The organism is Anaerobacillus sp. QJM3NY_17 (assembly GCF_056173665.1).
The window spans coordinates 3,716,662-3,737,025 of sequence record NZ_CM149685.1 but is presented as its reverse complement, the minus strand read 5'-3'; the positions used below and the strand labels follow the sequence as shown (position 1 = coordinate 3,737,025).

17 protein-coding genes are annotated in these 20,364 nt (G+C 42.2%); 13 read left to right on the top strand and 4 right to left on the bottom strand.

The window, feature by feature from the left end; translation table 11 throughout:
• Positions 1 to 107 precede the first annotated feature (107 nt).
• The 10 genes from AC0VYV_RS19280 (at position 108) to AC0VYV_RS19235 (ending at position 12,908) form a co-directional block, all read left to right on the top strand.
• A complete protein-coding gene (locus AC0VYV_RS19280; protein ID WP_475372957.1) occupies positions 108 to 1,511 on the top strand; it encodes a zinc ribbon domain-containing protein in 1,404 nt (467 codons plus the stop codon).
• Positions 1,512 to 1,675: 164 nt separating this feature from the next.
• Complete coding sequence (locus AC0VYV_RS19275) at positions 1,676 to 2,341, top strand: DUF4867 family protein (protein ID WP_475368005.1); 666 nt, start codon at positions 1,676 to 1,678, stop codon at positions 2,339 to 2,341.
• A 14-nt stretch (positions 2,342 to 2,355) separates the two neighbouring features.
• The gene (locus AC0VYV_RS19270) at positions 2,356 to 4,137 is read left to right on the top strand and encodes a solute:sodium symporter family transporter (RefSeq protein WP_475365906.1); all 1,782 of its coding nucleotides are present in this window, start codon (positions 2,356 to 2,358) and stop codon (positions 4,135 to 4,137) included.
• Positions 4,138 to 4,163: 26 nt separating this feature from the next.
• Positions 4,164 to 6,206, top strand: coding sequence for an alpha-glucosidase (locus AC0VYV_RS19265; RefSeq protein ID WP_475368004.1), 2,043 nt, complete (start codon positions 4,164 to 4,166; stop codon positions 6,204 to 6,206).
• Positions 6,207 to 6,299: 93 nt separating this feature from the next.
• Positions 6,300 to 7,643 (top strand): sulfoquinovose isomerase, encoded by a 1,344-nt coding sequence (gene sftI, locus AC0VYV_RS19260; RefSeq protein ID WP_475368003.1) that lies wholly within the window; start codon positions 6,300 to 6,302, stop codon positions 7,641 to 7,643.
• Between the two features lie 14 nt (positions 7,644 to 7,657).
• Positions 7,658 to 8,821, top strand: coding sequence for a diphosphate--fructose-6-phosphate 1-phosphotransferase (locus tag AC0VYV_RS19255; RefSeq protein WP_475368002.1), 1,164 nt, complete (start codon positions 7,658 to 7,660; stop codon positions 8,819 to 8,821).
• Entirely contained in the window at positions 8,811 to 9,542 is a 732-nt protein-coding gene (locus AC0VYV_RS19250; protein ID WP_283153553.1) for a GntR family transcriptional regulator, read from the top strand. The genes AC0VYV_RS19255 and AC0VYV_RS19250 overlap by 11 nt, the downstream gene beginning before the upstream one ends.
• 15 nt (positions 9,543 to 9,557) lie before the next feature.
• Positions 9,558 to 10,448 carry a class II fructose-bisphosphate aldolase gene (locus AC0VYV_RS19245; RefSeq protein ID WP_475365902.1) on the top strand — a complete coding sequence of 297 codons (891 nt, stop codon included), beginning with the start codon at positions 9,558 to 9,560 and terminating at the stop codon, positions 10,446 to 10,448.
• 20 nt (positions 10,449 to 10,468) lie between these two features.
• Positions 10,469 to 11,902, top strand: coding sequence for an aldehyde dehydrogenase family protein (locus AC0VYV_RS19240; protein ID WP_475365901.1), 1,434 nt, complete (start codon positions 10,469 to 10,471; stop codon positions 11,900 to 11,902).
• A gap of 97 nt (positions 11,903 to 11,999) precedes the next feature.
• The gene (locus AC0VYV_RS19235) at positions 12,000 to 12,908 is read left to right on the top strand and encodes an AEC family transporter (RefSeq protein WP_283153556.1); all 909 of its coding nucleotides are present in this window, start codon (positions 12,000 to 12,002) and stop codon (positions 12,906 to 12,908) included.
• A gap of 89 nt (positions 12,909 to 12,997) precedes the next feature.
• On the opposite strand, the gene AC0VYV_RS19230 is transcribed toward AC0VYV_RS19235, so the two are convergent.
• The 3 genes from AC0VYV_RS19230 to ahlS all read right to left on the bottom strand — a co-directional run bounded on the left by AC0VYV_RS19230 (position 12,998) and on the right by ahlS (position 15,323).
• On the bottom strand, positions 12,998 to 13,162 hold the full coding sequence (locus AC0VYV_RS19230; protein ID WP_475365900.1) for a hypothetical protein: 165 nt from the start codon (positions 13,160 to 13,162) through the stop codon (positions 12,998 to 13,000).
• A 99-nt stretch (positions 13,163 to 13,261) separates the two neighbouring features.
• Positions 13,262 to 14,464 carry an iron-containing alcohol dehydrogenase gene (locus AC0VYV_RS19225; protein WP_475374126.1) on the bottom strand — a complete coding sequence of 401 codons (1,203 nt, stop codon included), beginning with the start codon at positions 14,462 to 14,464 and terminating at the stop codon, positions 13,262 to 13,264.
• A 13-nt stretch (positions 14,465 to 14,477) separates the two neighbouring features.
• A complete protein-coding gene (ahlS, locus tag AC0VYV_RS19220) occupies positions 14,478 to 15,323 on the bottom strand; it encodes an AhlS family quorum-quenching N-acyl homoserine lactonase (protein WP_194218682.1) in 846 nt (281 codons plus the stop codon).
• Positions 15,324 to 15,686: 363 nt separating this feature from the next.
• Here ahlS and AC0VYV_RS19215 point away from each other — a divergent pair, with 363 nt between their 5' ends.
• The 3 genes from AC0VYV_RS19215 (at position 15,687) to AC0VYV_RS19205 (ending at position 18,442) form a co-directional block, all read left to right on the top strand.
• A complete protein-coding gene (locus AC0VYV_RS19215) occupies positions 15,687 to 17,360 on the top strand; it encodes a sigma-54 interaction domain-containing protein (protein WP_430243437.1) in 1,674 nt (557 codons plus the stop codon).
• 106 nt (positions 17,361 to 17,466) lie between these two features.
• Positions 17,467 to 18,084, top strand: coding sequence for a pyroglutamyl-peptidase I (pcp, locus tag AC0VYV_RS19210; RefSeq protein ID WP_194218684.1), 618 nt, complete (start codon positions 17,467 to 17,469; stop codon positions 18,082 to 18,084).
• Positions 18,085 to 18,142: 58 nt separating this feature from the next.
• Complete coding sequence (locus tag AC0VYV_RS19205; RefSeq protein ID WP_475367998.1) at positions 18,143 to 18,442, top strand: TIGR04104 family putative zinc finger protein; 300 nt, start codon at positions 18,143 to 18,145, stop codon at positions 18,440 to 18,442.
• 64 nt (positions 18,443 to 18,506) lie between these two features.
• Here the strand turns inward: AC0VYV_RS19205 and AC0VYV_RS19200 are convergent, their stop codons facing one another.
• Positions 18,507 to 20,345 carry a diguanylate cyclase gene (locus AC0VYV_RS19200; RefSeq protein WP_475374125.1) on the bottom strand — a complete coding sequence of 613 codons (1,839 nt, stop codon included), beginning with the start codon at positions 20,343 to 20,345 and terminating at the stop codon, positions 18,507 to 18,509.
• Positions 20,346 to 20,364: the final 19 nt, after the last annotated feature.

The following is a 20,364-nucleotide window of genomic DNA, read 5'->3' as shown; positions in this document are numbered from 1 at the left end:
CAAAGTCCTTAATCATGTTAAAAAATGCATAGGAAAATAGTAGGGAAAAGTGGTCATAATTAGAAATCTCTCCCATATGATTTGGAATAATGGGTGGAGGTGGGAAGATGAATTGGTGTCATCACTGCAACAGGGAAGAGGCCGGTGCATTTTGTGTAAAATGTGGACAAAAGGTAACAAGAACAGCTCCTGCACAGGTAAAGAAAAATGGGTGGCTGTTATGGGGAGCAATCGTTGTAGGAATTATGATCGTACTAATAGGCAGTTTTTTTACATTAAGTTGGATATCTTCTCCTGAACGTGCAGTTGATCAATTTCGAGAGGCTCTGTTGCAAGAGGATTATGAAGCGATCGGGGAAGCTATTCCAAAGGTTAATCCTGTCCTTTCGCATGAAGCTGAGATTGCGAGTTTTGTATCGTTATTAAAGAATCATCCAGATCAACGGACGCTATTGCTTCAAGATTTAGAACGACAAGCAAGAGCGATAGAGGACCATACACTCCTGAGTCGGAACGAAGACTTGCTTATCCAATTGGAATTAGTAGAGGAAGGGAAAACTTTTTATCTTTTCAATGATTATGTCATTTCACCTGTACCTATTTACGTACAGCTTCATACACAATTCTCTAAAACAGCTCTATTTATTAACGAAGAAGATAGCGGCACAATTGGAGAAAAGGGGAAGAAAATGGGTCCGTTCCTTCCAGGGGACTATCATTTTGAAACAAAGTTAGAAAATGAAGGTTATAAGATGCGGGGAGAAGCGGAAGTAGAATTGATTAAACCGGGCAAACATTTAGAAGTGGACCTTCCTGTAAACGGTGCGTTTCTAACACCTGATTCCAATTATGAGGATGCTCGCTTGTTTATTAATGGGAAAGATACCGGGGAAACGATTAGCAAAACCGGTCAAATAGGTCCCTATCCAACAGACGGTTCGGTTGTGATGCATGCAGAAAAAAACTTCGAAGCTGGCGTAGTTAAAAGTCCTTCCGTTCAATTTGAAGGTGATGATGTTTATTTCGTTATTGATTATAGTGAACAAGAGCCTGTAGTGATCGAGAAGGAAGTGGCAATCGATGTTCCAGAGACTGATCATGATGAGTCGAATGCAGTAATAGCGGCAGTAAACACGTATTTATATGACTGGATAATGGCTTATGAGAATTTAGATACGGGCTACTTTTCAAATCTAACACCTGAGCTAAATTCGTATTTTGAAGATCGCTTTATTTCTGTGAAAGAAAATAATGCGGCCTTTACGGGAGAAGTGTTAGAAGCAGCTTTTGACCTCGACAGCCTCTACATCGATTCTTCCGGAAAGAAAGCAGAAATCGACGTTCTCATTACGATGGATTCAGCGAACCATGACCGAGGCGAGAGCAATGTGAAGACAGAGGTAACCTCAAGTGCGTTTCATTATAAACTTGTAAAAAGCGGAGGGGAATGGTTGATTGATAGTCGAGAAGAAGTGAATAACATCGATTTAACAAATGCTGTGGTATATTAAAGTGGTATCGCAGAGGGGGTCAGGCGCGTACCTGACCACCTCTGTGATATAAATTACTGATAATTTCAAAAAAACCATTGCAATCATGAATACGTTTACAATATAATGTTATAAAAGGTTATGATGTTTAAATAAACATTACTACTTATATCGGAGGTTCGGCTATGATTGAAATAGTAAAGGAACGGAATCCAAATCTGGATGTGCAGTCGGTTGACTCGGCAGCTTTTAAGACGTATGGCAGAATTCTTCATGATTTCCCATATGAACAGATGTCGGAGTTAATGAGGGAAACGGTTATTCCTGAACAAGGAAATCAGTACGTTCCTTCAAAAGAAGAACTTGAGGATGATCGTATCAAAAAGTTCATCGAGAACAGCTACTATGGAGGGATGCCGGTCCAAATTGGGTACTGCAACGGGAATAATTCTTCTCTTGGAGGACTTGAGTTTCATAAGGGCAGCGAGATAAACGTGGCAGTGACGGATTTTGTGCTCCTACTAGGACATATGAATGACGTTGTGGATCATACATACGATGTGAAGAACATCCAGGTATTTTATGTTCCAGAGGGCACCGCGATTGAAATGTACCAAACGACGCTTCACCTTGCTCCTTGTAAAGTAAGTGATGAAGGATTTAAATGTACGGTGATCTTACCTGAAGGCACAAATTTACCATTAGCGCAATCGCAAAGAGGGCACGATCCGCTTCTATTCATGAAAAATAAATGGCTTCTTGCTCATCGTGAACATGAACGTTTTATGGCACAGGGCGCACACGAAGGAATAGTCGGTGAAAATATAACAGTTGCTTACAGCAAGCTATAAAGGAGGACAAGCTCATGTCTGGTATTACATTCACATTAGTATCGTGCGTCTTTTTCATGGCACTTGTTGCTTGGGTTTCATACTTAAAAACAAGAAATTCAGTTAATGACTCGGATGGTTACTTTCTCGCAGGTCGTGGGTTAACAGGAGGATTTATTGCAGGATCTCTTTTGCTCACAAACTTATCAGCAGAACAGTTAATTGGTTTGAATGGACAGGCCTATAGAACAAATCTTTCCAACATGGCCTGGGAAGTAACGGCGGCTTTTGCAATTGTCATTATGGCATTAATTTTGCTGCCGCGCTATCTTGGCGGAGCCTTCTCAACATTACCTGAGTTTTTAAGTAAACGATACGATGAAAGCGTTCGCAGGTATACAGTTATTCTGTTTATGCTTGGTTATATGTTTGTAACCATTCCATCAGTACTGTATTCAGGAGCGCTTGCTATTCTTCGACTTTTTGATGTACCAGAGCTACTCGGTATCTCCTTTCAATCCTCTGTCTGGCTCGTGATTTGGGTTATTGGTATTATCGGTGCCATCTATGCGATCTTCGGAGGATTAAAAGCGGTGGCAGTCTCCGATACCCTGAACGGAATTGGTCTTCTCTTTATTGGATTAATTGTTCCAGTACTAGGTTTTATAGCACTTGGAAATGGCGACATGTTAGATGGGATAAAAACCATTACGACAGAAAACCCTGAGAAATTAAATGCAATTGGCTCAAGTACGGATTCTGTTCCGTTTTCAACGATTTTTACCGGTATGATTTTTATGAATATGTTCTACTGGGGAACAAACCAGTACGTGATTCAACGAACGCTTGGGGCGAAAAACCTTGCTGAAGGACAAAAAGGAGTTCTTTTATCAGGATTCTATAAATTAACTGTTCCGTTTATGATGATGATTCCAGGTGTTATTGCCTTTCACCTTTATGGCAGTTCAATGGATCCTGTTGATCTAGCTTATCCAACGGTTGTATCAAATTTGCTACCTACATTTATGTCTGGACTCTTTCTAGCTGTGCTTCTTGGTGCCGTGTTCTCAAGTTTTAACTCTCTATTAAATAGTGCGGCTACGATGTTTGCGCTTGATGTATACAAAGCAGGTATTAATAAAAATGCAACAGATCGACAACTAATCAATGTCAGTAAGTATTTTGGAAGCGTTCTCGCACTTGTCTCTTTTTTCATTGCGCCAATGCTGATGAACGCACCTGATGGATTATGGGATTTGATTCGCCGTTTTACAGGATTCTTTAACATACCGATCATTGCGATTGTTCTTGTGGGGATAGTTTCCAAACGCATTCCTGCGCTTGGTGCAAAAATCGCGATTATCTTCCATGTGATTACGTACTACATGCTTGTATGGGGATTAAACCAGCTATTTAGCATTGAGATTACGATGAACTTTATTCATATCTCGGCGATTCTTTTCCTTATTGAAGTCGCTATCATGATGGTCGTCGGTCGCATTAGTCCTCTTCCTGAAGCGTATGAATTTAGAGCAAACCCTAAGGTTGATATGGTTCCATGGAAGTTTACGATTCCAGTCTCTGTTGTTCTGATTAGTCTAGTTGTTATGGTTTATATCCTATTCTCACCTATTGGACTTGCTTATGCGGGTGGAATGGTTTCAGCATGGTTCTGGCCATCAATACTAGGTGCGGCTGTAGTCGGAACGCTTTGTTATCTTTTCGCATTAAAATCCTGGAATAAAAAATACTCAGGTTTTGTAACAAGAAAACATGAAGAAGCGGTAAACGCTGAGAAAAAATTTAGAAGTGCTTAAACAAAAAGTACGTAGGGGGAATTACATTGAATACACTAAAGACTAAACCTGGTTTTGAAGCGAAGCAAAATGGAGAAGAATTCGAAGTTTATTTTGACCGTCGCTTATTGTTTCGGCATTCACCTGCCCGCCCGTTTATTTTCATTGGTAGCGGTGAAGAAACGATTGATATGTATAGAGGGAATTTTAAAATAAAGGATTATGTAGTGGAACGAGTAGCTCTTCGTTATGCCACAGTGCGGTATGAAGGAGAGACGTGTCGAATTGGCTTTCGTCACTTCTCTCATGATCATGAATTACTAACAATGGTATTAAAGCAGGACAAAGATGGACTTCGCGTTTCTTTCGAGCTCGTCGATCCACTCTTTAATCGCTTCTGGGTTCGCGTTGTAGCCGATGCAGATGAGAAGATTTATGGTTGTGGGGAACAGCTTTCCTACTTTAATTTAAGGGGAAAGAATTTCCCTTTATGGACATCTGAACCTGGTGTGGGGCGGAATAAATCTACGTATACAACTTGGCAGGCCGACGTGAAAGATCAAGCTGGTGGTGACTATTACAATACGAATTATCCGCAACCAACCTATGTATCTACGAATAAATATTATTGCCATGTAGAGACAACAGCATTTGCAGACTTTGATTTTCAAAGAGACGATTTTCATGAGCTGCATATCTGGGAAGCGCCAGCCTCGATTCTTTTTGAAACGGGACAAACATATAAGGATCTCGTTGAAAAACTAACTTCTCGTCTCGGTAGACAGCCCGAGCTTCCCGAGTGGACGTATAATGGCATCTGGCTCGGAATGCAAGGAGGAACAGAACGAGTACAAAATAAGCTTGATCGTGCTATTGAAAAAGGATTGAAAATCGGTGCTGTTTGGTGTCAGGACTGGCAGGGAAAGCGTGTGACGTCATTCGGTAAGCGGTTGATGTGGAATTGGAAATGGAATCCGGAGGAATACCCGGAGCTTGACCAAAAAGTAAAAGAATGGAAGCAAAAAGGGATTCGTTTTATGGGCTATATTAACCCCTATGTCGCTGTGGAAGGTGATCTTTACCGTGAAGCTTATGACAACGGCTATCTTGCTACAGCGTTAGATGGCGGTGATTATATCGTTGACTTTGGTGAGTTTTATTGCGGCGTGGTCGACTTTACAAACGAAGCAGCATGTGAATGGTACGAAGATGTCATTCAAAAGAACATGATTGATTTTGGTATGGACGGATGGATGGCCGATTTTGGTGAGTACTTGCCGACTGATCTGAAACTTCACAATGGTGAATCTGCTACAAAAATGCACAATGCGTGGCCAGTGATGTGGGCAAAAGTGAATCACAATGCTGTAAAGAAAGCTGGACGATGGGGCGATGTTGTTTACTTTATGCGCGCAGGATACTCAGGAAGTCAGGGGTATTGTCCACTTCTATGGGCTGGTGATCAAAGTGTCGATTGGAGCCTTGACGATGGTCTTGCATCTGTTATTCCAGCCGCTTTATCTGCTGGAATGAGCGGGAATGGCGTTCACCATAGTGATATCGGCGGATATACAAGTCTTCATGGGAACAAGCGGAACAAAGAACTGTTGCTTCGCTGGGTTGATATGGCGGCATTCACTCCCGTCATGCGAACGCACGAAGGCAACCGTCCTGACGATTGCTTCCAGTTTGATCAAGACGAAGAGACGCTTGAGCATTTTGTCAAAATGACGAACGTTTATACAGCACTTAAGCCTTATCTTAAAGAGCTGAGCAAAGAAAATGCTGAAAAAGGAATACCGATGCAACGTCCATTGTTTATGGAATATGAGAATGATCTAGCCTCTTATGACATTCAATATCAATATATGCTTGGATCAGATATGGTTGTCGCCCCGGTTTATGAAGAAGGAAAAGAAAACTGGTCCGTGTACTTACCTGAAGATGAATGGGTTCATTTATGGAGTGGCAAAGAGATGGGTGGAGGACAAGTTGAAGTAAAGGCTCCAATCGGAGAAACTCCTGTTTTCTATCGAAAGGGTTCTTCTTATGCAGACGTATTCCAAAAAGCAGCCCTTGAGTTAAAATAAGAAAGTAAATATAAAGGTTACTACCTATTTTAAAACATAATAATGTATGATATAGTATTTGTAACAAACAGAGGAGAAAGGTTGTGACCAATCGTGGCTAAAACAAGCATTCTATATGTACCAATTGGTAGAAAAACGTTTGATCTTGAAGCGGGGGAACTACAAAGAAAGAAAAGTTCAGAATTTCTTCATAGTGTGACGGCAAATGTGATTGAGCCTGAAGAGATCATCACATCACCTGAAGATCTAGAAGCTTTTCTTGAAAACGTTAACAGCGAAGACATTGTTGCTAGTATTTATCAAAGCGTCACGTTTGCGGACGGTGAATTCATTGAGGCCCTCATTAAAAAAGTAGAAGCGCCAGTGATCGTCTGGTCCGTTCGTGAACCAAGTGTTGGCGGGAGACTTCGCTTAAACTCCTTAACCGGCGGCAATAGCACAAGTCATGTGCTTCGATGTGCGAATCATCCATTTAGCTTTGTATTTGGGAATGGCGATGAAGCGCAGGTGCAAAAGAGAATCAAGATTCAGCTAAAGGTTCAAAAGGTGATTGAAGATCTCAAAGGTCTCACCATTGGTGTGATCGGGGAGCATCCTCCAGGCTTTTTCTTTTCAGGAACGGATGAAGAAGCCTTGCAAAAACAGCTTGGTGTGACAGTGAAAAACTTTGATTTAAACAAAGCGTTTGAGGAATGTGTGAAGCTCCCTCGGGAAAGATGGGAAGGCGCGATTGAACGAGCGGAGCAGCAGGTGATTGGCCTAAATCGTAACGAAGAAACCGTTCAGCGATTTGCTCAGTTTACAACGTACGTGCAGGAGCAAATTGATGCGGAAGATGTTTCGGCGCTTGCGATACGTTGTTGGCCTGACTTTTTCAATGAACTTGGCGCTGCAGCATGCTCAACTCTTTCTCAATTTACAGAAGACGGTGTGGTTTCATCGTGTGAATCGGATATTCATGGTTCCGTTTCGATGTTTATTCTTCAGCAGCTAACAGGAAGCGCCCCATACCTTGGTGATATGGTTCACGTGAACGAGGCGAGTAATTCAGTTGTGTTCTGGCATTGCGGCGCAGGCGCGTATTCGCTTGCACATCCTGATCAAGGCGCTCGACCTGGCGTTCATCCAAACCGTAAGCTCGGCTTTACGATGGAATTCGGTTTAAAGCCAGGTCGCGTAACGATGTTCCGAGTTGGTTATACGCCAGAAGGTTATCGCTTGTTGGTTATGAGGGGGAACGCATTGGATACGCCGCAGCGCTTCAATGGTACGTCTGTCGAAGTGGAACTGGAAACGGAAATAAATGATACGCTATACGGCTTAATGGAAGAGGGCTTCGAACCACATTACGCCATTATTTATGATGATGTTGCGGATGAGCTTGTTGAACTTGGTAAGCAGCTTGGGCTTGAGACGACGATCTATACGAAGAACTGAAGGGAGACAGTTGCATGAAAAAGGTCGCCATTGGCCAGGCCGGGGGACCTACGGCCGTCATTAATGCTACCCTCGCAGGGTTTGTGAAGGAAATCGAACGAGATCATGCCCTGCTTTTTATTCAAAATGGTTATGAAGGACTGGCGCACGGAATGTATCTTGACGGAGATAGTGCGATGCTTAGTCGCGTTCATCTACATCAGGATGTCCCGGGTGCGTGCCTTGGTTCTGGACGCTTTCCGTTAACAGATGAGCATATTGAAAATGGTGTGCGCTTGCTTCAGGCGCAGGGTGTCGATGTGCTTGTTTTTATCGGTGGTAATGGAACGATGGAGGCGCTAGCCAAAGTAGAAGCCGAAGCGAGAAGGCAAAACGTTTCGCTTCAGGTTCTTGGACTCCCTAAAACGGTTGATAATGACCTTGGAGGGACGGATCATGCGCCAGGTTTTGGAAGCTCAGCACGATATGTCGCCCAGGCCACAAGAGATATGAGCCGGGATCTCGCGTCGATGCAGAACTTTGAAAAGGTCAGGGTTCTTGAAACGATGGGAAGAAATGCCGGCTGGCTTTCCGCAGCGTCAGGGTTATTACAAGAATATGAAGAAGAAGGCCCTCATTTTATCGCTATACCTGAGCGCCCTATAAAAAAAGAAGTCCTTCTTGAGAATGTAAATACGGCTTTGAACCGGTTTGGTTACGCAACAGTCGTTGTAAGTGAAGGTGTTTTATTTGGGAATAGTGGTCAGGTTGAGAGAGGAAATGTGGATGGCAGAACAATACTGGGTGGCATTTCAAGTCAAGTGGCTCACTTTTTAAAAAATGAGCTAAGCGTTATGACAAGGGCTGAACTCCTAGGAATGAATCAGCGAAGCTTCTCCGCAGTCATATCAGATGTTGATCGAGAAGAAGCTTATACGGTTGGAAGAGTTGGCGCTGAATGGATTCGTGAAGGATTATCAAACGTTATGGTTTCAATTCAAAGGAATGCTCATCATCGTTATTCGGTGAGAATGCTTCCGATTGAACTTGAAAAAGTTGTCGCAGCTGGTGAACGTGTGTTGCCTGATGCGTTCATTCAAAATAAGAAGGCTTACTATGAATGGTTGAAGCCGCTCATTGGAGAAGATCTTGCGACGTATCCACCACCTATAAAGGGGAATGAGATCTATGTCGATTAATCAGATAGATCCAAATGGGGATGCTCTTTACCTCCAAATCAAAGATGTCCTTATTGAGCGCATTCAGACTGGTGCGTGGAAATCGAATACGCTCATTCCAACAGAGCAAGCGCTCATTAAGGAATTCGGTGTGAGTCGAACAACAATTCGTCAGGCGATTACGATTCTCGTTCAGAATGGACTGCTTGAGAAAAAGCAGGGCCATGGGACCATAGTCAAGCCTCATCAATTGGTTGGGAATCTTGGGCAGCTGAAAGGTTTTGCGGAAGAAGTAATGGAAAAAGGTCAAGTTCCTTCGTCAAAAGTTATCCGAGCTGAATTCAAGTATAACCTTTTCCATGAAAGTGAAATGCTTCAAGTGGCAGAGGGGTCACCGATTCTACTTGTAGAACGAATACGATTTGCTGATGAGACGCCAGTTGCGCTTGAACGCACATGCTGGCCAGAATCGATTGGCAAGCTACTAATTCAACATGATTTAAATGAAGCGAAATACTATGAAATACTCGAAAACTATCAAATTTATTTAAACAAAGCACAGGAGCGAATTGCAGCGATTAATGCGACGTTGGATGAAGCGGATTCTTTGGCGATACGGCCGGGTGAAGCGCTACTGGAAATGACACGTCTCAGCTATGGACTGAATGACCATCTAATAGAATACACCAAAACGAAATACCGAAGTGATCAGTACCACTACAATATTGAATTGAAGCGATAGAAGGGAGAAATGGTTATGCCATTTATTAACGGAAAAACAATGCTGGATCATGCTTTTCAAAACGGATATGGGGTAGGTGCTTTTAGCGCCCATAATGCGGAAACAGTGCTAGCAATTTTTGAAGCAGCTGCTGAGGAAAAAGCACCAATTATGATTCAAGTTGGACAAAAGGTGATTCAAACGCTAGGTATGGAAGCATTAAAAGGTCTAATTGATACGTACGAAAAAGAATTTGATGTTCCTGTTGCGATTCACCTTGATCATAGTCGTCAGTTCGAACAAACGATGCAAGCTGTTCAAATGGGCTTCCAATCCGTTATGTTCGATGGTTCAGGTTTATCGTTTGAAGAAAATACGGCGACAACGAGGAAAGTGGTCGACATTGCAAGAGCACTAGGCATTGGTTCTGAAGGTGAGATTGGTAAAATCGGTGGAACGGAAGATGATATTACCGTTGATGAAAAGGACGCCCTTATTACAACTACTGAAGAAGCTGTTGCTTTTGTAGAAGCGACAGATGTTGATTATCTCGCTGTATCAATTGGAACAGCACACGGTATTTATAAAGAAACGCCAAATCTTCGGTTCGAACGACTGAAAGAAATTGTGGCGGCAGTCGAGCGCCCTGTCGTTCTTCACGGCGGTTCAGATGTGCCAGATGAGCAAGTACAGCGCGCGATCTCTCTAGGTATTGCGAAAATCAATGTTGATACTGAGCTACGTCAAGCTTTCACTAGAGGCGTGCAAGAAGCTTTTGGCGAAAATCAAAATGACATTGTGCTCGCGAGCTCACTTGGTCTTGGCCGTTTACGAATGAAGGAAAAAGTACAAGAAAAAATTCGCGTATTTGGAAGTCAAGGAAAAGCAGAAGAACTTTTGTCAGAGAAAAAGGTAGTAACGTTATAAAAAGGGAGGATGATGTTAAAGTGACAACGCAAACTTCAGTACGAACGTACGGATTATACATTAACGGAGAATGGCGAGATAAAACGACAACGGATGATGTGCTAAATAAATATACCCAAGAAATAACGGCCAAAACGGCTGCCGCTGAAGAACAAGATGTAAAAGATGCGGTCCAAGCTGCCAAAGAAGCTTTGAAAACCACTTTTTCTCCTTATGAACGATATACGGTACTTATTAAAGCAGCTGCAGTGCTCAGAGCTCGTCAAGATGAACTAGGTGAAGTGCTGGCGAAAGAAGTTGGTAAGCCATTAGCCGAGTGTAAGGGTGAAGTAGGAAGAGCTGCTTTAACTTTGGAAGTTTCAGCAGAGGAAGCCAAACGGATCCACGGCGAAGGAATCCCAGTGGAGTCAGCGCCAGGGTCTGAACAGCGTCAAGCTTACACGAGACGATTTCCGATTGGTGTTGTCGCAGCGATTACGCCGTTTAACGTGCCGCTAAATCTTGTTTGCCACAAAATTGGCCCAGCGCTAGCCGCCGGGAATAGCGTTGTACTAAAACCAGCTGAAGTTACGCCGGTTTGTGCGATTCTGTTAACAGAGATTATGGAAGAAGCAGGTCTTCCGGCAGGCCGCCTGAACCTTGTCACTGGGGACGGGGCTACAGTAGGTGAATGGCTTCTATCTAACCAGGACGTGAACATGTTTACATTTACGGGAAGCCCTCGCGTTGGTCAGCATATTCGCGAAAAAGCTGGTTTACGTAAAGTAGCGCTTGAGTTAGGAAATAACTCCGCAACAATTGTGCATCACGATGCAGATGTTGAAACAGCTGCTACTCAGTCCGCACAGAAAAGTTTTAATAACGCTGGCCAGGTTTGTATTTCTGTTCAACGCGTTTATGTTCATGAAGATGTTTATGAGCCGTTCCTTGCAAAAATGAAGGAAGTAACAGAAGGCCTTGTTTTAGGAGATCCAATGGATCAGGCAACCGATGTTGGGCCGATGATTGCTGAGCGTGAAGCCATTCGTGTAGAAAGTTGGGTGAACGAAGCGGTTGAGCAGGGAGCTACTGTTGAAACAGGCGGAGAAAGAAATGGCGTCTTCTACCAACCTACTATTCTTTCGAATGTAAATGATAATATGAAAGTATGTCGCCAGGAAGTTTTTGGACCAGTCGTTGCCGTAAGCACGTACCGTTCCACCGATGAAGTGATTGCGAGAGTGAATGATTCGGAATATGGCCTTCAAGCTGGCCTATTCACGAACGACCTAGCGTTTACGTTAAAAGCGATCAATGAGGTACATGTGGGTGGACTGATTATTAACGATACGTCAGGTTATCGCGTTGACCATATGCCATATGGTGGTGTGAAGAAAAGCGGAACAGGAAAAGAAGGTCCACGCTATGCGATTGAAGAAATGACAGAAGAAAAAATTATCGTTTTTAACGGATAAGCGAAGAAAGGGGGCTGATTTTATCAGTTCCCTTTCATCCTGTTTTATTCGTATTCCAGGGCACGCTATCCTTTGAAGAAGCTGAAGGAGAATGAAGATGTCGATCATAACCATATTGCTGCCGATCTTCTTCGTATTTGGAGTCGGATATATTGCGCAACGTTTTCTTAACTTGGAGACAAGGGTGCTTTCAAACCTCGCTTTATATGTCCTCGTTCCGCTTCTCGTTTTTCGAACATTTTATGAGCAAGAAATTGATTCCTCCTATGGTTATTTGTCGATCTACATGCTTGGACTTTGCTTTGCGCTTATTGGGATCGTGAGCATTCTCTCAAAACTATATGGCTATACCGAATCAGAACGATGCGGATTGGTTTTATCGAGCGCGTTTATGAATAACGGAAATTACGGAACTCCGCTTGTTCTCTTTCTGTTTGGGGCAGTCGGGATGGAAACAGCGATTGTTTTAATGGTGTTGCAGCAACTGTTAATGAGCACACTTGGCGTATATTATGCCGCAAAGGGAAGTCCGGACCACGATGGGATAAAGGCAGCTTTAAAAGCTGTTAGGAAAATGCCGATGGTTTACGGCGCCATTGTCGGGCTGTTGTTTCAATGGTTACATCTTCCTTTGGGTACAATAAGTGATGGCGTGGATTTAATTGCGGATGCGGCTATTCCCGTTATTATGGTGACGCTTGGTATGCAGCTTGCGAACATTCGTATTCGGGCGATTGACTGGCGCAAGCTATCAACGGCATTATCACTTAAGCTTATGGTTGCTCCGCTGATTGCCGCTGGCATTGTGCTTCTTATGCCTGTTGATCCATTGACAAAGCAAATTATGATAATAATGGCTGCTACCCCAACTGCCGCGAACACGACAATGTACGCGATTCAGTTTCATACTGAACCCCAAAACGTTTCAAGCGCAACGCTTGTTTCCACCGTGTCGAGCTTAGCGACGATGCCGGTGGTCATTTATTTAGCGACGACGTTTGTATAAAGTGGGGGTCAGGCGCGAGCCTGACCCCCACTACAAACAAAAAAGGCGAAAGTGTCCACTCACAGCGGACACTTTCGCCTTTTTGATCATCAAATAAATGAAGCAATCAATAATGCGAGAAAGATAATCGAGATTAATCCAAGAAAGATCACGCCCATTTTGCGAATAGCAGGAGGGAAGCGATCGGTTAGCGGTACTCGTATAAGAAAAATCATGATGGTAACTGATAGAATAAGAAGTAAAAAGTAACCCAAGAGTGACACCACCTAATTCGTTTTTAATTGTTGTTCCCTATGAAAGGTGAAATCAATCATAAAGCCCGCTGCGTAAGCGGGCTTTATAATTGAATGACTTTATGGATGTTGAATAGTAGTAGGGGATGCTTCAACAATTTCTCCCTTAAATGCTGATTGATAGATTGCGCGAATATCATCCTTATGAAGAGGAAGAGGGCTTCTTGCAAGCAGTCTTTTTTGTTTCAGGCCATCTTCTGTTAAGGACTCCAGGGCGTTAGCTGGAATTTCGAATCCACCAAGAGTACTGGGGATGCCAACGTCTTGAACGAGTCTTTCTAGCATTCGTACGCACTCATACGAGGCTTCTTCTTCTGAAAGGAATTGTGAGTTACCGCCAAGTGCATTCAGAATATCTCCCATTCGTTTCGTACAACTTTTTCGAATATATCCCATCACGTAAGGAAGAAGAACGGCATTGGAATCACCATGAGCGATATGAAATTGCCCGCCAAGAGGATAGGCAAGAGCATGAACTCCTGCTACGCCAGCATTAAAAAAGGCAAGGCCAGCGATATAACTTCCGTTACTCATATCGATTCGTGCTTCGCGGTCTTCTCCATCCGAAACAGCACGTCTGATCGAGCGACTAATTAACCTAATTGCTTGGAGAGCGAGGCCATCCGTTGTCGGGCTAGCGTTAATCGAGACATAAGCCTCAATCGCATGGGTAAGCGCATCGACACCGGTTGCTGCGGTCACTTTTGCTGGAACGGAAACGGTTAACTCGGGATCAACGATGGCTGCATCAGCTAGAAGATAGTCGTGTGTGACGACATCTTTTGTGCTTTCGAGTGAAAGAACAGATATATTTGTAACCTCTGACCCGGTACCGGCAGTTGTTGGAATTAATATTTTTGGCAAACCTTTATCGGTTATCTGTCTGCTTCCTGATAAGTTGAGGTAGTCAGAAACAGAACCTTCATGTACTGACAGAACAGCTGTTAATTTCGCGAGATCTAGCGCACTTCCTCCTCCGAGTCCTATAACGAGGTCAAATGCATTTTCTTTCGTATAGTTGACGAGTCTTTCGCCGATGGCAAGCGGTGGCTCTGGCTGTATATCAGTATATATATCGACTGAATATCCGGCCTCTTTTAAAGGAATGCTGACGCGATCTACGATACCGATATCATTTAATACAGGGTCAGTTACGACCAAAATTCGCTTTACAGCATACTTTTCAACTTCAGGTAAGAGCTGTGCAAGTGATCCCCAGCCAGTGTAGCTTAGTGGGGTGAAGACGAGTTTGGAAAAAGTCATTCAAATCCTCCTTTTATTCGTAGTAGCCTTCTGTTGATTTACGGAAATTATTAAACTGGTTTGAGTCATGACCGAACCATACCTGACTATTCGTTTCCTTTGCGAGTCGTCGGATTTTTTCTACTGATGCTGCGTAGCCGAGAGAATCATAGATAATGCCAGGTGGTTTGATAGGTGGCCCAAAACTTTCGGCTGTATAGACGGCATCTGAGGCGAGAATGATTCCACCGGTTTCCGGCATCTGAATATGCAGACCAATCATTCCCCAGGCGTGTCCACTGCCAAAGTTTAATACTTTAATACCTTCTGCAAGTTGCACATTGTCTTCATTTCGCTTAATGGTTTGCCACTGAAGATTGTTTTTAATCCATGCATCAATATCCCCCCAAATATAGGCGCCTTCTTTCTGATTACGCGCATAGGACTGAAGGGTTCCGTTCAATTCATCTTCATGAACAATAATGGTAGCGTTCGTAAACATCTCAAGACATCCTGCATGGTCAAGGTGGAGATGAGAAGCGACAACGAATTTAATGTCTTCAGGACGTACATTCAGCTGCTCCAGGCGGTTATGAAGGTAGCATTCCTCACTAGCTTTATAGGGGAAAGTTTGCTGTGTCGCTTCTGTCCAACGGCCTTCTGGTCCCATCGAATTTGGATTACAAGCTGTATCAAAAAGGATCTTGCCGGCCGGGTGATCGATTAGAACTGTGTAAATAGGGAATTCAACAAATTCAGTTTGGGCATTGGGATTCGTAATCGTAGCGGGATTGTGCATCGCAATCATCCAGTTTTTATCCATACTCATACGCCCATTATCCATTACGTACAATTTCGGGTGTTTGTTAATAATGTTCATTCATATTCCTCCTATTATGTTGGTATAAATTGTGAAAAATTTCATTCAAGGGCTGAGACGCTAGCTTTTTAACGCTAAGGGTATTGAGACCATACAGATGATCTTTGGAATACTTCTTTCTTAAGTAATGGTCTGGTGTGGGTGCGTTCAGATAGCACAGTTAGCTCTTTCCTTACGACTTTTAGTGATGCAAGTTTGGTGCCAACTTTTAAAAGCTGACAACATAGCCTTTTTAGACAAATCATCAATTGTTAGGTGATTTTTTTCACCAGTAGGCAGGTATTTGTCTGAATAGATTGAATATAAAGTGGTGACGTAGTTCACCATAAGTTGATAAATTTCACCATTTGAAAGGTGGGTTTTATGCTGAATGTAGCCAAAACAACTGGTTGGGAAGAGGTCTTTTCTTCCTTACACAATGGGGTTGTTATGATAGATCGAGAAGAACGAATTATTTACATGAATGGATCAGCTGAAGACCTTCTTCGTGTACAGCATTGGAAAGGGGCAACTATTCGTGCTTTCGTTCCAAATTCAAGAATCAGCGAAGTACTTGAAAACGAGCATAGTTTAATAGGTGAACGTCTGCATCTGTTTGATCGTGAATGTGTTGTCAATCGAACGCCTCTATATCAGGACGAAGAGCTTATTGGCGTCATTAGTATCATTCAGGATATTACGGAAGTGAAACACTACCGCGATTTGCTGCGACAGTTTGAATCAATTATTGAGTTTTCGACAGACGGATTATATGTTGTGGATAAAGAGGGAACGACGATTTACGTTAACTCAGCATATGAAGAAATGACCGGCTTTCCGCGCTCTGAATTAATTGGGCGACATATGAAAGATTTAATGCAAGAAGGGTATATCGATCAGTCCGTTTCTTTGCTTGTACTAAAAGAAAAAGAGCGGGTGTCCATTCTACAAAAAATCGGGGGTAAGAAGGACGTTATCGTGACGGGAAGTCCGGTTTTTGATGAGAATCACGAGATCGAATTGGTGGTAACAAGCGTAAGAGATATCACACAATTAAACGGTTTGCGCTCTGAGCTTGATCGTGCCAAAACTTTCTCCGAGTTGAATCAAAATAGGTATTCCCTTCAATTGAAAGGGGTAGCTGACAAGGTTGTTTTTCGAAGTAAAGAAATGGGCCTCATTTACGAGAAAGTACAACAGGTAGCTCCATACCCTACAAGCATATTATTAACTGGAGAATCAGGCGTAGGTAAAGAAGTTGTGGCTAATTTAATTCACTATGAAAGTGATCGGAAGGACAAGCCTTTTATTAAAGTGAACTGTGGAGCTATCCCTGAACATTTATTAGAATCAGAGTTATTTGGTTATGAGTCAGGCGCGTTCACTGGAGCGCGTAAGGAAGGAAAAATCGGTTTGCTCGAATTGGCCCAGGGTGGGACGGTTATGCTTGATGAAGTAGGGGAGATGCCTGTTTCACTCCAAGTGAAACTTCTCAGAGTTTTACAAGAGAGCGAGTTTTATCGGATTGGTGGAAATAAACCGATTAAACTTGATATTCGGATCATCTCTGCTACAAATAAACAGTTGTTAGAAGAAATCGAGAAAGGTTCATTTCGCGAAGATTTTTATTACAGGCTTCAAGTTATTGAGATTTCTATTCCTCCGTTAGCTGATCGTGTCCATGATATTGAAGTATTGGTAGATCATTTCTTTTCTTATTTCTGTTCGAAATATCATATTGAAAAACGGATGACTAAGGAAACACGTAGCGCCTTGCTTACTTATCGCTGGCCTGGAAACGTTCGAGAACTGAAAAATATGATTGAAAGCCTTGTCGTATCTGTTCCTACCATCTCTATTGAACCGCATCATTTACCAGTCCATATTACGGATTATCGTATAAAAGGGAGCGAACCACTTTCATTGAAAGAGCGAGTAGGAAGTTTTGAAAAGAGAATCATATTAGATACGATTCAACAACATCCATCTCTTCGTTCTGCAGCTAAGGAATTAAGGATTGATCATTCAACGCTTGTGAAGAAAATGAAAAGGTGGTAAAAAATGACTATAATTTGAAGGTTAAACCGGTTTGAAAGAGGTAATAGAAAGATAAGTGTTCAGATTATTTGGAGTAATTTGTTATTAAGCGAAAGGGGAGAAGAGAATGAGACCGCTATTGTTGACTGGTTTTGAGCCTTTTCTTGAACATCGTCATAATCCAACTGAGCAAATCGTCAAGGAATTGGATGAGGAAGTGATAGGAGGCTATGAAATTATCTCACGTGTTCTTCCTGTTGATTATGAGCGAGCATCAGAAATGCTGATTGAGTATGTTGAACAATGTGAACCGATTGCTGTGATCATGCTTGGACTTGCCGCTGACCGAACAAAAGTAACGCCTGAGCGAATTGCAATTAATGTGAATGATAGTGTAGAAGATAATGTGGGGCGTGCGCCGGAAGATCAGCCAATCGTGGAAGGTGGACCGGCAGCTTATTTCTCAACTCTTCCTATTAAAAAGATGACTGAGGCACTTGTACAAAATGGTATACCTGCAGAAATATCCAATACAGCTGGAACTTATTTATGTAACAACGTGATGTATAGCGTTTTGTATGCACTTGAACAAAAAGACATCGATATCCCAGCAGGATTCGTTCATGTTCCACCTACATTCGAGATGACGCTCCATCATTCAGCACATACTGGTTTTCCGTTCACTAGCATACGAGACGCCATTAAGATTATGATTCATGCTTTATCGGATTTAGAAGGAGATTAACAGAATTTTGAAACTCTCATGACGTTGAGTTCGTATAAGTAGTATGGGGGTCATAAAAATGACAACTTGTCAGCAATGTCATTCGGAGTGGACGTGGAAAGAATCGTTCCTTATGTTGTTTTCGTTTAAAAAAGCTGTTGTCTGTCCCTATTGTGATAGGGAACAGTATTTAACACGTCGGGCAAGGAATAACTTATCTGTTATTCCAAGTATTGTTGCGCTTCTATGGTTACCAATGATCGCATTCCAAGTTCCCATTTCAGTCATTATCCCAATCGAAGTCGTGATGGCGGTTGGTACGGTCTTCATTCTTCCATATTTTTTTGAAGTAACTGATCATAATGAGCCGTTATGGTAGCGAAAATAAAATGTGAAGCGTTTCTAACGGAAACAAAAAAGCGAATGCGGCCACATTCGCTTTTTTAAATGCTGATTTTGTTTGGTTGTTCAATTGAATGCTTGTGCAGTGGACTTGAATGAATCACCTCAATAAACGCATGAACAAGTTCGGGATCAAACTGCGTTTCAGCACATTTTTGTAATTCGTCTATCGCTTCACTAATTGACTTTGTTTTTTGATAGGGGCGCTCAGTCGTCATGGCATCAAAGGAATCGATAATTGTTAACATGCGAACAAGTCGAGGGATTTCTTGTCCGCTTAATCCGTACGGATAGCCTTTCCCGTCATAACGTTCGTGATGAAGTTCAACGAGTGGAAGAAGATCAGCTAGCTCGCGGTTTGTTGATACAATTTCCCTCCCCCAAATGACATGTTTCTGAACCATCTCCCACTCATCCTTCGTAAGCTTTCCTTTTTTGTTGATAACGTCACGAGGAATCTCAAGCTTTCCGATGTCATGAATGAGTGCTCCCATGACAAGTATTTTCTGATCATTGCTATTCAAGTTAAGCTTGTTGCTGAACTCAATCGCATATTCATAAACTCTTCTGCTATGTTTGTACGTGTACACATCTTTATAAAGAAAGATTTTTAGCTGCTGCTCCAATAATTCCATTTCTTTGTTATTATAAAAGGTTTTAGCAGGTACATTATCAGCGTCAAAAATACAAACGTTGTTCTTTCCTTTAGTCTTGGCATAGTACATCGCTTGATCGGCTTTTTCAAGGACTTCTGAGGAATCGTACATGTCCTGGTTGTATTGGATGATTCCTGCAGAAAACGAGAGACAGCCGTGTGGAAGCACTTCGACTCCTTCGAAATATTGATCATTGATGTCTTTTCGAAAATGATTGATGAATTGATAGGCTTCGAGTTCCGTCTTACCAGGCATTAGCAGTGCAAACTCTTCTCCTCCATAGCGAGCAGCTGTAAACGCGTCGCTCGCACTCTTTTTCAATTCTGCTCCGAAGTGTTTAAGAAGCTTATCTCCTTGAAGGTGCCCGTGCTGATCATTGTATTTCTTGAAGTCATCAAGGTCGATCAAACCGATTGATAGAGGCTGATTTGCTAGTTTTGCTGTTTTGATTTCTTCTTCCATAAGAGATTTGAAATAGCCATGATTGTATAGTTCTGTTAGATGATCAATGTCCGCTTTTTGGGATACTTCTTGATAGAGCTCAAAATATTGTTTGAAGGAAATGGAGAGTAGCACGGCTACAGTTAGAAATAATAGAACGCCAAGTATAATTTGCTGCTTCATGAGTAGGACAAGATTCAAGGAAAGAATTAACGTGATTAAATAACTTGAGATGGTTTCCTTTAACATTCCTTTAACAATTTGAAGAAGATTCTCGGTGGCGGTTAAAACAAAGAAAAACCCAATGAATAACACGTTCAGCAGAAAATAAACGCTAAGCGAAAGCATATACGAAGTTACATTAAAAAATGATAGTGTTCCGATAGTTCCACCAAATAGAAAGAAAGCTTCATACGTTCCAATAATCATGATGCTATAAATAGAGAAATTAAATAAATGCTTCCACCAAACAACGCTTTTTTTATAAAGAGCATAGATGATCGAGGTTAGTAACAAGATGGTTAGCGCCATATGAATACCAAATACAAATAGGACTGCCAAATAGATCGCTGAATCCATTGATAGGGAATTGCCGCTTGGTGGCAATAGAATTGTATAGTGATTCAATAGTAAAATTGCCGCTACAAACGTGAAGGCCAGACTCCAGTTAAGAGGTGTATATGTCAAGAAGTACTGAGTGAGAAATAAAGAAATCCCTGTGATAGATGCCAGTGTAATATACACGCTTACAACATTAGTGAATTTCTGAAATATGCCCTTCATGTCTCGATCACTCTCATTT

Excerpts from the sequence above, each read along its gene's own strand:
- AC0VYV_RS19250 (WP_283153553.1), top strand. The coding sequence starts at position 8,811 with ATGTCGATTAATCAGATAGATCCAAATGGGGATGCTCTTTACCTCCAA.
- ahlS (WP_194218682.1), bottom strand. The coding sequence starts at position 15,323 with ATGAACATTATTAACAAACACCCGAAATTGTACGTAATGGATAATGGG.
- AC0VYV_RS19270 (WP_475365906.1), top strand. The coding sequence starts at position 2,356 with ATGTCTGGTATTACATTCACATTAGTATCGTGCGTCTTTTTCATGGCA.
- AC0VYV_RS19275 (WP_475368005.1), top strand. The coding sequence starts at position 1,676 with ATGATTGAAATAGTAAAGGAACGGAATCCAAATCTGGATGTGCAGTCG.
- AC0VYV_RS19235 (WP_283153556.1), top strand. The coding sequence starts at position 12,000 with ATGTCGATCATAACCATATTGCTGCCGATCTTCTTCGTATTTGGAGTC.
- pcp (WP_194218684.1), top strand. The coding sequence starts at position 17,467 with ATGAGACCGCTATTGTTGACTGGTTTTGAGCCTTTTCTTGAACATCGT.
- AC0VYV_RS19245 (WP_475365902.1), top strand. The coding sequence starts at position 9,558 with ATGCCATTTATTAACGGAAAAACAATGCTGGATCATGCTTTTCAAAAC.
- AC0VYV_RS19205 (WP_475367998.1), top strand. The coding sequence starts at position 18,143 with ATGACAACTTGTCAGCAATGTCATTCGGAGTGGACGTGGAAAGAATCG.
- AC0VYV_RS19215 (WP_430243437.1), top strand. The coding sequence starts at position 15,687 with ATGCTGAATGTAGCCAAAACAACTGGTTGGGAAGAGGTCTTTTCTTCC.
- AC0VYV_RS19280 (WP_475372957.1), top strand. The coding sequence starts at position 108 with ATGAATTGGTGTCATCACTGCAACAGGGAAGAGGCCGGTGCATTTTGT.
- AC0VYV_RS19255 (WP_475368002.1), top strand. The coding sequence starts at position 7,658 with ATGAAAAAGGTCGCCATTGGCCAGGCCGGGGGACCTACGGCCGTCATT.
- AC0VYV_RS19225 (WP_475374126.1), bottom strand. The coding sequence starts at position 14,464 with ATGACTTTTTCCAAACTCGTCTTCACCCCACTAAGCTACACTGGCTGG.
- AC0VYV_RS19200 (WP_475374125.1), bottom strand. The coding sequence starts at position 20,345 with ATGAAGGGCATATTTCAGAAATTCACTAATGTTGTAAGCGTGTATATT.